Annotated in this window: 12 protein-coding genes; 7 read left to right on the top strand and 5 right to left on the bottom strand. The window is 49.8% G+C overall.

The features are described 5' to 3' along the window. Window positions 1-21: 21 nt before the first annotated feature. The 3 genes from ettA to ruvX are packed head-to-tail and all read right to left on the bottom strand — an operon-like array spanning window position 22 to window position 2,721. Complete coding sequence (gene ettA / locus E5354_RS02255; protein ID WP_135946264.1) at window positions 22-1,707, bottom strand: energy-dependent translational throttle protein EttA; 1,686 nt, start codon at window positions 1,705-1,707, stop codon at window positions 22-24. A 28-nt stretch (window positions 1,708-1,735) separates the two neighbouring features. Beyond that, on the bottom strand, window positions 1,736-2,296 hold the full coding sequence (gene def, locus E5354_RS02250) for a peptide deformylase (RefSeq protein WP_123396759.1): 561 nt from the start codon (window positions 2,294-2,296) through the stop codon (window positions 1,736-1,738). Further along, the gene (gene ruvX, locus E5354_RS02245; protein WP_123396758.1) at window positions 2,296-2,721 is read right to left on the bottom strand and encodes a Holliday junction resolvase RuvX; all 426 of its coding nucleotides are present in this window, start codon (window positions 2,719-2,721) and stop codon (window positions 2,296-2,298) included. Before ruvX ends, def begins: the two co-directional genes overlap by 1 nt. Before the next feature lie 130 nt (window positions 2,722-2,851). On the opposite strand from ruvX, the gene ybaK reads away from it, so the two are divergent. From ybaK to E5354_RS02230, 3 genes are read left to right on the top strand one after another with little or no spacing between them, the layout of a single operon-like run. Further along, on the top strand, window positions 2,852-3,343 hold the full coding sequence (gene ybaK / locus E5354_RS02240; RefSeq protein WP_123396757.1) for a Cys-tRNA(Pro) deacylase: 492 nt from the start codon (window positions 2,852-2,854) through the stop codon (window positions 3,341-3,343). A 2-nt stretch (window positions 3,344-3,345) separates the two neighbouring features. Next, complete coding sequence (gene aroC, locus E5354_RS02235) at window positions 3,346-4,422, top strand: chorismate synthase (RefSeq protein ID WP_210433120.1); 1,077 nt, start codon at window positions 3,346-3,348, stop codon at window positions 4,420-4,422. Between the two features lie 9 nt (window positions 4,423-4,431). Beyond that, window positions 4,432-5,352 (top strand): TIGR01212 family radical SAM protein, encoded by a 921-nt coding sequence (locus tag E5354_RS02230; protein WP_135946262.1) that lies wholly within the window; start codon window positions 4,432-4,434, stop codon window positions 5,350-5,352. Here E5354_RS02230 and E5354_RS02225 read toward each other — a convergent pair. Next, complete coding sequence (locus E5354_RS02225) at window positions 5,342-5,833, bottom strand: nucleoside deaminase (RefSeq protein WP_123396754.1); 492 nt, start codon at window positions 5,831-5,833, stop codon at window positions 5,342-5,344. The genes E5354_RS02230 and E5354_RS02225 overlap by 11 nt on opposite strands. A 51-nt stretch (window positions 5,834-5,884) precedes the next feature. Next, a complete protein-coding gene (locus tag E5354_RS02220) occupies window positions 5,885-6,337 on the bottom strand; it encodes a DUF6291 domain-containing protein (RefSeq protein WP_135946261.1) in 453 nt (150 codons plus the stop codon). 119 nt (window positions 6,338-6,456) lie between these two features. Here E5354_RS02220 and E5354_RS02215 point away from each other — a divergent pair, with 119 nt between their 5' ends. The 4 genes from E5354_RS02215 to E5354_RS02200 all read left to right on the top strand — a co-directional run bounded on the left by E5354_RS02215 (window position 6,457) and on the right by E5354_RS02200 (window position 13,088). Then, window positions 6,457-7,197 (top strand): hypothetical protein, encoded by a 741-nt coding sequence (locus E5354_RS02215; protein WP_135946260.1) that lies wholly within the window; start codon window positions 6,457-6,459, stop codon window positions 7,195-7,197. 94 nt (window positions 7,198-7,291) lie between these two features. Beyond that, entirely contained in the window at window positions 7,292-8,947 is a 1,656-nt protein-coding gene (locus E5354_RS02210) for an AMP-binding protein (RefSeq protein ID WP_135946259.1), read from the top strand. Between the two features lie 171 nt (window positions 8,948-9,118). Continuing rightward, entirely contained in the window at window positions 9,119-12,676 is a 3,558-nt protein-coding gene (gene ileS / locus E5354_RS02205) for an isoleucine--tRNA ligase (protein ID WP_135946258.1), read from the top strand. Window positions 12,677-12,704: 28 nt separating this feature from the next. Further along, window positions 12,705-13,088, top strand: a complete 384-nt coding sequence (locus E5354_RS02200) for a TraR/DksA family transcriptional regulator (RefSeq protein ID WP_123396749.1) — start codon at window positions 12,705-12,707, stop codon at window positions 13,086-13,088. Window positions 13,089-13,101: the final 13 nt, after the last annotated feature.

Raw genomic sequence — 13,101 nt, 5'->3', positions numbered from 1 at the left:
TTATGTTGGTTGATGCGGATATTACTCCATCAGCTTGCGATAGCGGCGGCGGGGCAGTTCTTTGCCTCCGTTGCGGGCTTTCTTGTACTCTTCATAGTCGGAGTAGGAGCCTTCGTAGAACACTACATTGCCGTCGCCTTCAAACGACAGAATGTGGGTGCATATTCTATCGAGGAACCAGCGGTCGTGGCTTACAACCACCGCACATCCGGCAAAGTCGTCAAGACCTTCCTCAAGGGCACGAAGCGTGTTGACATCGATGTCGTTGGTAGGCTCGTCGAGCAACAGCACATTGCCTTCCTCCTTCAACGCCATGGCAAGATGCAATCGGTTGCGTTCGCCGCCCGACAGCACACCGATCTTCTTCTCTTGATCGGCTCCCGTGAAGTTAAACTTCGACAGATAGGCTCGTGCATTGACATCGCGGCCTCCCATACGGAATGTTTCGGTGCCTTGCGAAATCACTTCATAGACCGTCTTTTCAGGCAGCAGGTCATGGTGAGTCTGGTCGACATAGGCTATTTTGACTGTTTCGCCCACATCAAATGTTCCGTTATCGGGTGTTTCCTGACCCATGATAAGGCGGAATAGGGTAGTCTTGCCGGCGCCGTTAGGGCCGATTACACCGACTATGCCGTTGGGCGGAAGCGAGAAGCTCAGATCGTTGAACAGGCGCTTCTTTCCGAATGCCTTGGCAAGCGATGTGGCCTCGATCACCTTCTGGCCAAGACGCGGACCGTTGGGGATAAATATCTCAAGACGCTCCTCGCGTGCCTTCTGGTCTTCGTTAAGCAATCGGTCGTAGGAGTTTAGTCGGGCCTTTCCTTTAGCCTGTCGTGCCTTGGGAGCCATGCGCACCCATTCAAGTTCGCGTTCAAGTGTCTTGCGACGCTTGCTGGCCTGCTTCTCCTCCTGGGCCATGCGCTTTGTCTTCTGATCGAGCCATGAAGAGTAGTTGCCCTTCCAGGGTATTCCTTCGCCACGGTCAAGTTCAAGAATCCATCCTGCAACATGGTCGAGGAAGTAACGGTCGTGGGTGATGGCGATTACCGTACCGGGATATTGCTGCAGATGCTGCTCGAGCCAGTCGATCGACTCGGCATCGAGGTGGTTGGTAGGCTCGTCGAGCAACAGCACATCAGGCTGCTGCAACAATAGGCGACACAAAGCCACACGACGACGCTCACCTCCCGAAAGGGTCTTGATAACCTGATCGTCGGGCGGACACTGAAGCGCATCCATTGCGCGCTCAAGCTTCGAGTCGATATTCCATGCATCGGCGGCGTCAAGCTTGTCCTGCAATTCCGACTGACGGGCAATGAGTGCGTCCATCTTGTCGGGGTCGTCGAGCACATCGGGATCGCCAAATGCCTCATTCACCTTGTCAAATTCGGCAAGCAGGTCCATTATGGGCTGAACGCCTTCGCGAACAACCTCGATAACCGTCTTGTCGGGGTCGAGCTGCGGATCCTGTTCAAGGTATCCCACCGAATATCCCGGCGAGAACACAACTTCGCCCTGATAGCTCTTGTCGAGGCCGGCGATTATCTTGAGCAGCGATGACTTACCGGAACCGTTAAGACCTATGATTCCTATCTTTGCGCCATAGAAAAATGACAGATATATGTTCTTTAAAACTTGTTTTTGAGGGGGATAGATTTTGCTCACTCCCACCATCGAGAAGATAATTTTCTTATCGTCAGCCATGTCGTTACAGGTTGATTGTTATGATTAATTATTTCTTGGGGGCGTAACGCACCGGATAGTCGCAGCGTGTCTTGCCGGTCACTATGCGGTTGAGTTTACCCTTGATCAATTGCTTGCGTATGGGCGAAATATGGTCTATGTACATCTTGCCTTCGAGGTGGTCACATTCATGCTGCACTATACGTGCCAGGAATCCGGTTATCTCCTCTTCGTGGGGCTCGAAGTTTTCATCGACCCACTTAAGGCGTATGTGTTCGATGCGAGGCACGGCCTCACTCAGGTCGGGCAGGCTGAGGCAGCCTTCGTCGCGCGTTATGGTTTCGCCGTCGAGCACCTCCACCTCAGGATTTATCAATGTGAACTTGCGGTCGGCACATTCGGGGAAGTGTTCGGCTACGGCATTGCTATCGATTACCACGATGCGGTCGTTGCGGCCTATCTGGGGGGCGGCAAGTCCTACACCGTCGGAACCGTACATCGTTTCCCACATGTCGGCGACGAGCTTTTTGAGCTCGGGATATTCGGGCGTTATCTCAGCCGATTCACGGCGAAGCACCGGGTGCCCGTAAAGATATATCGGTAATTTCATTATTGGTTATATGTTTTGCTTTGAATGTAGTCGTTCAATATTATCGTGGCTGCCATCTCGTCGACAATCGCCTTGTCGCGTCGACGGCTTTTGCGCATACCTGAGTCGATCATGGCTCTATGAGCCATTGTCGAGGTGAATCGTTCGTCCCAGAACACGATTGGAATCTCTTCGGGTATCGCCGAGCGCAGCTTGCTTATGCCGGGCGTGATGTAGCGCATTGACTCCGATGGCTCACCTCGCAGGGTAGTGGGTTTTCCCACAACTATTTCATCGACCTGCTCCGAGGCGATATACCGCTTCACCCAATCGATGAGTTCATGGGTCGACACCGTTGTAAGTCCCGTGGCGACAATGCGCAACGTATCGGTCACGGCTATGCCGCAACGTTTTCGTCCGTAATCTATTGCCATTAATCGTCCCACGATACAAAGTTACTCATAATCCGTCACTCACGCAAAAAAGCATATATAAAATCGACAGCTTCACGGCGTGTCGCATACTTGCTTTTGGATAAGTGATGCGGAATGATTATTTTTGCAAAAAATAGTAATCATGTCAGGAATAGCTAAAACCAATGCAGCAAGGCTGCTTGACAAGGCCCGGATTGCCTATGAGTTGATTCCCTATCGGGTCGATGAGAACAATCTTGCCGCCGACCATGTGGCCGAAGAGTTGGGCGAGGACATAAACCGGGTGTTCAAGACCCTTGTGCTTCACGGCGACAAGTGCGGATACTTCGTGTGTGTGATTCCGGGTAACATGGAGGTCGACCTTAAGGCCGCCGCCAAAACGGCCGGTGCAAAGAAGGCCGAGATGATTCCGATGAAAGAGCTGCTCCCGCTCACCGGTTACATCAGGGGTGGATGCTCGCCCATAGGGATGAAGAAGGCATTTCCTACATATTTCCACTCCACGGCACTTGATTACGACTTCATCTATGTAAGCGCAGGGGTGAGAGGCCTGCAATTCAAGGTATCACCCGGCGACCTGATAGGCTACGTTAAGGCAACGGTGGCCGACATAGCCACACCAATGACTGAATAATTATGAATACATTTGGCAACATATATCGCCTGACTACGTTCGGCGAATCCCACGGCCCCGCTGTGGGCGGTATAATCGACGGAATGCCGGCAGGCATAGACATCGACCTTGATGCCGTGCAGCATCAGCTCGACCGCCGCCGTCCGGGACAATCAACAATCGTTACGGCTCGCGATGAAAAGGACCGTGTAAAGATTCTGAGCGGAATGTTTGATGGGAAAACAACCGGAACCCCTATCGGATTCATTGTCGAGAACGGCGATCAACATTCAAGCGATTATGAGAATATGCGCCACACATTCCGTCCGTCGCACGCCGACTATACCTATACCACAAAGTACGGGTTGCGCGACCATCGGGGAGGCGGCCGATCGTCGGCAAGAGAAACAATCGCTCGCGTGGTGGGAGGCGCATTTGCCATGCAGGCTCTTGAGCGACTCGGCATAAGCATACACTCCTATACATCGACTGTGGGCGACTTGTCGCTCTCCGCCGGTTATACAAAATATGATCTCTCGACAATCGACAGCAACGACGTGAGGTGTCCCGATGCTGAAATGGCGGCACGTATGCGGGAGCTGATACGCAAAATAAAGGGCGAAGGCGACACCATAGGCGGCATTATCACCTGCGTCATAAAAGGTGTGCCGGCAGGACTCGGTGAACCGGTGTTCGGCAAGCTGCATGCAATGCTTGGAGCAGCCATGCTCGGCATAAATGCCGTGAAAGGATTTGAATATGGAATGGGATTTGACGGTGTAAGCCACCGAGGCAGCGATATGATCGACCGTTTTGTCTCCGATGCCAACGGAAAAGTGTCGACTACAACCAACAATTCCGGCGGAATACAAGGCGGAATATCCAATGGTGAAGACATATATTTCAGAGTTGCGTTCAAGCCTGTGGCCACATTGCTGCAAGAGGTGCCGACGATTGACGATTCGGGAAATCCCGTGACGCTGAAAGCACGTGGTCGCCATGATCCATGTGTATTGCCACGCGCCGTGCCCGTGGTCGATGCAATGGCGGCTATGACTTTGCTCGACGCCTATCTACTGAATAAGGCTACTCGCCTGTGATTGCTCCCCATGGCTGAAGCTTATCGTGACTATGCCGACTTTCTCGCCGAACACTTCGACGGGAAGGTGCAGAAAATTTCCATAAACGCCGGATTCTCATGCCCTAACCGTGACGGCACAGTGGGCAGGGGTGGGTGTACCTACTGCAATAACCAAACGTTCAATCCCGACTATTGCAAGCCGCAGCTGTCGGTAGCTGAACAGATTGAGAAAGGGAAGCGATTTTTCAACCGCAAATATCCGTCGATGCGCTATCTGGCCTACTTTCAGGCTTATACCAACACATTTGCTGAAATAAGCCGACTTTCGGCTCTCTATGAGGAGGCACTGGCACAGCCCGATGTCGACGGATTGATAATAGGAACTCGGCCCGACTGCATGCCCGATGAACTGCTTGACTACCTGTCGCGACTTAATGAGAGTCACTTTGTGATGGTGGAGTATGGCGCTGAATCGTCGTGCGATTCAACATTGAAGCTGATTAACCGATGCCACTCATGGAACGACACCGTTGATGCCGTCAACCGCACTGCCGATGCCGGAATACCGGTAGGGCTGCATCTCATCTTAGGACTTCCCGGGGAGAACGATGACACCATCATGTCGACAATCGACGCAGTGTCGCAATTGCCCGTCGATACCGTTAAGCTACATCAGCTTCAGATAATAAAGGGCACGAAACTTGCACGCGACCTCGAGGCTCGGCTGTACACTGTGCCCGGTTACACGGTCGATGAATATATTGATCTATGTTCGCGAATTGTTGCACGGATGAATCCCGCCATAGCAATAGAGCGGTTTACGAGTCAGTCGCCTGCATCCCTGTTGATCTCTCCGCAATGGGGATTGAAAAACTACGAGTTCTCCCACAAGCTCAACTCCTATCTCAAAGCCAAAGGCATCAGGCAGGGCGACCTGTTCAATAGGTGATTTTGTCATTCTTGTCGGCCCACATCTCAAATGCTTTTATAGCGCGCTTGCTATTGACATGGATGCAGGGTATGGCGCGTTCTACCGGCGGCTTGTCGAGCTGCTGGTAAATGAACTTGTCACTAAAGTTGATTCGGTCGGCATCCTCCTTGGTGTTTCCGTAGTATATGCGTTTCACGCCTGCCCAATAGAGTGCGCTAAGGCACATGGGACACGGCTCGCAGGAACTATACACAACGCATTGGTCGAGCTTGAATGTCCCTAAGGCTGCACAAGCATTGCGTATGGCGTTCACTTCGGCATGGGCTGTAGGGTCGTTGTCGCGTGTCACGGAATTCACTCCGGTCGCAATGACAGTGCCGTCAAGCACTATCACTGCACCGAAAGGCCCTCCTCCTTCGCTGACATTGACTTCGGCCAATTCGGCCGCCATGTCCATGAACATTTCATCGACAGTTGTCAAGGCATTGAATTTATCCATAAATAAAAATGTTGAGTTGATATAGCTATAACACTCCTGTTCATGGATTTGTTAAATCGAAGGCAAATATTTGTCGCGTCGTGATGCGTGACGCTTGATCCTTTTCAGTGCGTTTCGATGTCGCTTTTTGTTGGTGTCTTTGGCTATCTGCGGCGGGGTTGCCGCAATCGGTTCAGTTTCCGGCTCGGGACTGCAAATATAGGTAGAATTATGAATTTTTGACGATTTTTCTTTCATGACAGAGCTTCTAACCGCTCTTTTTCGTTCGCGTGCCATGCGGCCGTTTTGTCGTGCTATATATCGGCGGCGTATTGTAGGCATTATCAACATGAAGATGGCTCTGGGCACACCTTCGCTTACATCAATTACGGTCAAATCGCGCTGATAAGCCTCGATTGCATTGTACAACTCATCCTGATAGTGCTTTGGTAATCGTATAATGGCGTCGGTCCATTCCTTGTCAAATTTAAACTTGGTGCCTCGCTTGTTGTGTGATGTTTCCATATCTCAATTCTATTTTTCGACAAAGATAATGCATCGTATAACCCGATTTCACCCCATAATGTCGCGAATGAATTCAAAATATTTATTAAATTCGCATAAATCAAAAAATTTTAGCCATTATGACATGTATACTGTTTTGGAATCCTGCAATATCAGCCTTCACCAAAGATGAGTTCAAGGAGTGCATCAGTAATCTGGACCTCGACAATACTATATCCTGGAATGTATGGGAGTATAAGAAATTGGAGTCCGGTCAACGTGTATTTCTAATGCGTTGCGGTAGTGATAATCCCAAAGAAAACGGTATCGTGTTGTCGGGATACTTCTATGGTGAGGCATATAAGGGTAAAGACTGGAGCGGCAAGAATCGCAGAACATATTATGCCGATGCCGAAATTGAAATGATTATAGACCCTGATTGTGGCGCATTGTTGACTGCCGACAAATTAAGTGAAAAAATTCCAACTTTTGACTGGACCGGAGGACATTCGGGACGATACCTTGATGAAAAGGATAGCGATGTGCTTGAATCATTATGGGCCGAGTATCTTGACGGTTGTAATGATATATTGCGTCCCGGCGTGTGTGCGTTTGACGACTATAATGACCTTATAATGGAGAGTGGAGCTGATATTATCCGAAAATTATACGGTTCATCTTGTGCTATATGCGGCTATGATTACAGTAAAATATTCCCGGATAAAAACTCAGGTGTCGAGATTCCGGTGAGGTATATGTCAATTCGTGAGCTACATCCTGAATTGCCGCATCAATGTTGGCCTATATGCAGCAATTGTTATGAGGTAAAGGATGAAATTATTGTCGAGCGATTGATGAAAAAATATGGCAAATCACATTGATTAGTTGCTCCGGTATTAATGATTTATTTCCTTTGATTGCTAATTTTAGCTATTTTTGTAAAACCATTTATGATTACATTCAATTATATATTGTATGGAAACAACATTAAACGGATATCTGCAAAGCTCCGTGCGAAAGAATTGGGAAGAGCTTGCTCTCACCGATTTCAACGGAGTGTCATTTCAATATCGCGACATAGCGCGTAAAGTCGCCAAGCTTCATCTCCTGTATGAACAGGCCGGGGTGAAACGAGGCGACAAGATTGCCTTGTGTGGCAAGAACTCTTCACAGTGGGCTGTCGCATTCATTTCGGCAATAACCTACGGAGCTGTGGCCGTGCCTATTCTGCATGAATTCAAGGCCGACAACATACATCACCTTGTAACCCACAGCGAGGCAAAACTCTTCTATACCGATGATGCAATATGGGAGAATCTCGACCCCGATTCGATGAACGGTCTTGAGGGCGTAATAAGACTTCACGATTATTCGATTATAATGTCGCGAAACAAGCGTCTTACCAATGCCCGAGAGCATCTCAACGAGATATTCGGCAAGAGGTATCCCGAGCGATTCACTCCCGATGATGTCGTCTACTACAAGGAGAAGAAGGATGAATTGGCGTTGATAAACTACACCTCGGGCTCGATGGGATTCTCAAAGGGCGTCATGTTGACCTACAACAACCTGTGGAGCAACATCCAGTTTACAATCGACGGTCTTACCTTCCTTAATCCCGGCGATGGGATAGTGTGCATGCTTCCGCTTGCTCACATGTACGGACTCATAGTGGAGCTGCTGCATCCGCTGGTAAAGGGTTGTCACGTTTACTTCCTTACCCGAATGCCCTCGCCGAGGGTTATCCTTGAGGCGTTTGCCACGGTGCGTCCCAAATTGATCGTGACGGTTCCGCTGATTATCGAGAAGATAGTGAAGACCAAGGTGTTCCCGCTGCTCGACAAGCCGTTGATGAAACTGTTGATGCACATTCCCGTAATAGACGACCGACTGCTTGAAAAGATAAAGACTCAGCTCATGAGCGCATTTGGCGGAAATGTACAGGAGATAATCATTGGCGGTGCCGCGCTTAACAAGGATGTGGAAACATTCCTCCGTCGCATCAATTTCCCCTACACTGTGGGATATGGCATGACCGAGTGTGCTCCTCTTGTCGCTTATGCTCAATGGGACAAGCAGCGACCCGGCTCGTGCGGACAGATTGTCGACCGAATGGAAGGCCGCATCGATTCACCCGATCCTGCGCATATACCGGGCGAATTGTGGGTGCGCGGCGACAATGTAATGAAGGGATATTACAAGAACAAAGATGCTACCGATGCCGTGATGAAGGACGGTTGGATGAATACGGGCGACCTATGCACTATGGATTCCGACGGATTCATATACATAAGGGGTCGTAACAAGAACATGATTCTCGGCCCGTCGGGACAGAACATATATCCCGAGGAGATTGAGCAGAAACTGAACAATATGCCATATGTGGCCGAATCGCTTGTAGTAGACAGCGACGGACAATTGGCAGCATTGATATATCCCGATCTCGAGCTTGCAACCAAGCAGGGCATCCACACCGATGCGCTCAGCAAGATAATGGACGACAACATAGCGGCTCTCAATAAGGATTTGCCGGCCTATTCACAGATCCGCAAGGTGAAACTCTATAACGAAGAGTTTGAAAAGACGCCCAAGCGGTCGATAAAGCGTTATCTTTACCAGCATGCCAAGTGATGCTAAGATAAATGATTACGGGGCGTGACATTCAACAGGATGTCGCGCCTTTTTTATTGTAAATTCCAAAATAACACCTTATATAATAAAAAAACAGTCAATGACTTTCACATTGCAGCTATTTATTGTAACTTTGCAAAAATTTTTTAAGTAGCACTAATAGTCCACTACATGAAAAAGAAATTTAACGAATACGACAGTTTCAATCTTTCAGATATCAATCGTCAAGTGCTCGACCGATGGAATAAGGAACATCTGTTTGAGCAGAGTATGAAGGTGCGCGAGGGTTGTCCCTCTTTTGTCTTTTATGAAGGCCCTCCTTCGGCCAACGGTATGCCCGGCATCCACCATGTCATGGCACGAACCATAAAGGACATCTTCTGCCGTTATAAGACGATGAAGGGTTTCCACGTTAAGAGAAAGGCCGGATGGGACACTCACGGACTACCCGTAGAGCTCGGCGTGGAGAAAGCACTCGGAATAACCAAGGAAGATATCGGAAAGAAGATTTCGGTAGATGACTATAATGCCGCTTGTCGTCGCGAAGTGATGAAGTACACCAAGGAGTGGGAAAATCTTACCAACTCCATGGGTTACTGGGTCGATATGAATGACCCCTATATCACCTACGACAACCGTTATATCGAATCGGTGTGGTGGTTGCTCAGTCAGCTTCACAAGAAGGGTTACCTCTATAAGGGCTATACGATACAGCCCTATTCGCCGGCTGCAGGAACCGGCCTCAGCACCCATGAGCTCAACCAGCCGGGATGTTACCGCGATGTAAAGGACACTACGGTGACCGCCGCTTTCAAAATCGAGGATCCGCGTCCCGAAATGACAGAATGGGGTACTCCCTGCTTCCTCGCATGGACCACAACACCGTGGACACTTCCGTCAAACACTGCACTGTGCGTTGGCCCGAAGATTGAATATGTGTGCGTACAGACCTACAATCCCTACACCGGAGAGAAGATAAGCGCCGTTCTTGCCAAGGAGCGTCTTTCGGCCTACTTTAAGGCTGAAGGAGCCGAAATGCCGCTTGACGAGTACAAGCCCGGCGACAAGATTGTGCCTTACCGTGTAGTGGGTTCATATATAGGCAACGATCTTCTCGGAATGCACTATCAGCAGCTTATGCCCTGGGTTAAGCCCGTTGAGCGCATCGACGCCAATGCACCCGGATTTGTACAGGATTACGCTGCAGCCAATCCCGAAAAGGTGTTTTCAGTGGGCAAGGACAAGTTTGTTGAACTCGAAGCTGAAGCGTTCCGTGTAATCCCCGGCGATTACGTTACTACTGAAGACGGTACGGGTATCGTACACATCGCGCCCACTTTCGGTGCCGATGACGCCAAGGTTGCCAAGCTTGCCGGCATCCCCTCGCTGTTTATGATAAACCGCAGAGGCGAAACACGCCCCATGGTCGACCTTACCGGTAAATATTACACAATCGATGAGTGCGCTCCTGAATTTGTGGATAAATGCGTCAATGTAGCCGCCTACGAGAAACATGCAGGTGACTATGTGAAGAATGCCTACGACCCGAAATTCAATGTCGACGGTAAGTATGACGAAGCTACCGCATCAAAGAGCGAAGACCTGAACATAATCCTGTGTATGGAGATGAAGCAGGCCGGAACCGCATTCAAGATTGAGAAGCATGTACACAACTATCCTCATTGCTGGCGAACCGACAAGCCTGTGCTCTATTACCCGCTCGACAGCTGGTTTATACGCACAACATCGGCTCGTGAAGCATTGATGGCCAACAACGAAACAATAAAGTGGAAACCGCAGTCGACAGGCACCGGCCGATTTGGCAAGTGGCTTGAAAATCTTCAGGACTGGAACCTGTCACGCAGCCGCTATTGGGGCACACCTCTGCCCATATGGCGCAGCGAGGACGGCACCGAGGAGATATGCATCGACAGCGTTGAAACACTTTACAATGAAATAGAGAAGGCTGTAGCCGCTGGCGTTATGTCGGCCAATCCCTATAAGGAAAAAGGATTTGTGCCCGGCGAATACACCAAGGCCAATTACGAGAAAATCGACCTTCACCGTCCCTATGTCGACGACATAGTGCTTGTGTCGCCTTCAGGCAAACCGATGCACCGCGAACTTGACCTGATCGATGTGTGGTTTGATTCGGGTGCGATGCCCTATGCCCAGATTCACTATCCCTTTGAGAACAAGAAGGGACTTGATTCGGGTGAACTCTATCCGGCCGATTTCATAGCCGAAGGTGTTGACCAGACACGCGGATGGTTCTTTACACTCCATGCAATAGCAGGAATGGTGTTTGACTCGGTTGCCTATAAGGCTGTTATATCCAATGGTCTTGTACTCGACCGTTTCGGCAACAAGATGTCAAAGCGACTCGGCAATGCCGTGAATCCGTTTGAGGCGATAGAGCAATTCGGATCCGACCCGTTGCGATGGTACATGATAGCAAACTCATCGCCATGGGATAACCTGAAATATGACTCGGAAGGTGTCAAGGAAACCGCCCGCAAGCTCTTTGCGACACTTTACAACACCTATTCGTTCTTTGCACTCTATGCCAATGTCGACGGATTTGACAACAGCGCACCGCAGGTTCCGCTGACCGAGCGTCCCGAGATAGACCGCTGGATTCTCTCATTGCTCAACACGCTCATTCGTGAGGTTGACGAAGCTCTCGACGACTATGAGCCCACCAAGGCAGCCCGTGCCATAAACGACTTTGTCAATGACAATCTCAGCAACTGGTATGTGCGTCTTAACCGCAAGCGTTTCTGGGGAGGCGAGATGGATGTCGACAAGTTGTCGGCTTACCAGACTCTGTACACCTGTCTTGAAACCGTGGCCTTGTTGATGGCTCCCATATCGCCGTTCTTTGCCGACCGTCTTTATACCGACTTGACTTCGGTCACCAAAGGCTCGACCGAATCGGTGCATCTGGCACTCTTCCCCGAGGCAGGAGAAAGCGACGAGAATCTTGAAGCACGCATGAAGTTGGCCCAGGAGATAACATCGATGGTGCTTTCATTGCGCCGCAAGGTCAATATAAAGGTGCGTCAGCCGCTGTCGACATTGATGATTCCCGTGCTCGATGAAGCACAGAAGGAGATGATAGAGTCGATGGCCGACTTGATACTCAATGAGGTAAACGTAAAGACCATAAAGTATGTAGGCAACGATGAAGGTGTGCTCGTAAAACGCGTTAAACCCGACTTCAAGAAGCTCGGCCCGAAATTCGGAAAGGCAATGAAGAGCGTTGCCGCCTCCATAAGCTCCATGTCACAGGCCGATATCGCCGCATTGGAACGTAACGGCTCGATGGAGTTTGACATCGACGGTGTCAAGGCTTCGGTTGAGCTTGCCGATGTTGAAATAATATCGGAAGACATTCCCGGATGGCAGGTAGCCAACGACGGCAATATAACCGTCGCTCTCGATGTGACAATCACCGACGAACTGCGCAACGAGGGTATAGCACGTGACATAGTGAACCGCATCCAGAACATACGTAAGGGACGCAACTATGACATTGTCGACAAAATCAAGCTCACGTTTGCTCCCGATCCGGCTACAGAGGAGGCAATCAAGGCCTATGGCGACTATATAGCCAAGCAAGTACTTGCCACCTCACTGGAAGTGGCACAACTTGCCGATGATGCTGCGGCCGAGGTTCTCGACATTGACGGAACCGAAGTCAAGGTACTCATAGAACTGAACAACTAAACCTAAAATAATTAAAAGCACTACAACCATGAGCGAAAAGACAAGGTATACCGATGAAGAACTCCAGGAATTCAAGGAGTTGATTCTCGCCAAGCTTGAAAAGGCACAGCGCGACTACGACCTGTTGAAAGCAAACGTGATGAACAATGACGGCAATGACACCGCCGACACATCGCCCACATTCAAGGTGCTTGAAGAGGGCGCAAGTACATTGGGAAAAGAGGAGGCCGGACAATTGGCACAGCGTCAGATGAAGTTCATTCAACATCTTCAGGCTGCACTCGTGCGCATCGAGAACAAAACCTACGGGATATGCCGTGCAACCGGCAAGCTGATTCCCAAGGAGAGGCTTCGTGCTGTTCCCCATGCAACATTGAGCATCGATGTAAAGCAGCAAAACAGCAAAAAGTAGAACAACAAAACAA

The organism is Muribaculum sp. NM65_B17 (assembly GCF_004793735.1).
Taxonomy (GTDB): Bacteria; Bacteroidota; Bacteroidia; order Bacteroidales; family Muribaculaceae; genus Muribaculum; species Muribaculum gordoncarteri.
This window is presented reverse-complemented; position numbering and strand designations above follow the sequence as displayed.

What these genes read in the sequence shown, in the direction of transcription:
- aroC (WP_210433120.1), top strand. Translation starts at nt 3,346, where the DNA reads ATGAATACATTTGGCAACATATATCGCCTGACTACGTTCGGCGAATCC.
- ybaK (WP_123396757.1), top strand. Translation starts at nt 2,852, where the DNA reads ATGTCAGGAATAGCTAAAACCAATGCAGCAAGGCTGCTTGACAAGGCC.
- E5354_RS02230 (WP_135946262.1), top strand. Translation starts at nt 4,432, where the DNA reads ATGGCTGAAGCTTATCGTGACTATGCCGACTTTCTCGCCGAACACTTC.
- def (WP_123396759.1), bottom strand. Translation starts at nt 2,296, where the DNA reads ATGAAATTACCGATATATCTTTACGGGCACCCGGTGCTTCGCCGTGAA.
- E5354_RS02215 (WP_135946260.1), top strand. Translation starts at nt 6,457, where the DNA reads ATGACATGTATACTGTTTTGGAATCCTGCAATATCAGCCTTCACCAAA.
- E5354_RS02210 (WP_135946259.1), top strand. Translation starts at nt 7,292, where the DNA reads ATGGAAACAACATTAAACGGATATCTGCAAAGCTCCGTGCGAAAGAAT.
- ettA (WP_135946264.1), bottom strand. Translation starts at nt 1,707, where the DNA reads ATGGCTGACGATAAGAAAATTATCTTCTCGATGGTGGGAGTGAGCAAA.
- E5354_RS02220 (WP_135946261.1), bottom strand. Translation starts at nt 6,337, where the DNA reads ATGGAAACATCACACAACAAGCGAGGCACCAAGTTTAAATTTGACAAG.
- ileS (WP_135946258.1), top strand. Translation starts at nt 9,119, where the DNA reads ATGAAAAAGAAATTTAACGAATACGACAGTTTCAATCTTTCAGATATC.
- E5354_RS02225 (WP_123396754.1), bottom strand. Translation starts at nt 5,833, where the DNA reads ATGGATAAATTCAATGCCTTGACAACTGTCGATGAAATGTTCATGGAC.
- E5354_RS02200 (WP_123396749.1), top strand. Translation starts at nt 12,705, where the DNA reads ATGAGCGAAAAGACAAGGTATACCGATGAAGAACTCCAGGAATTCAAG.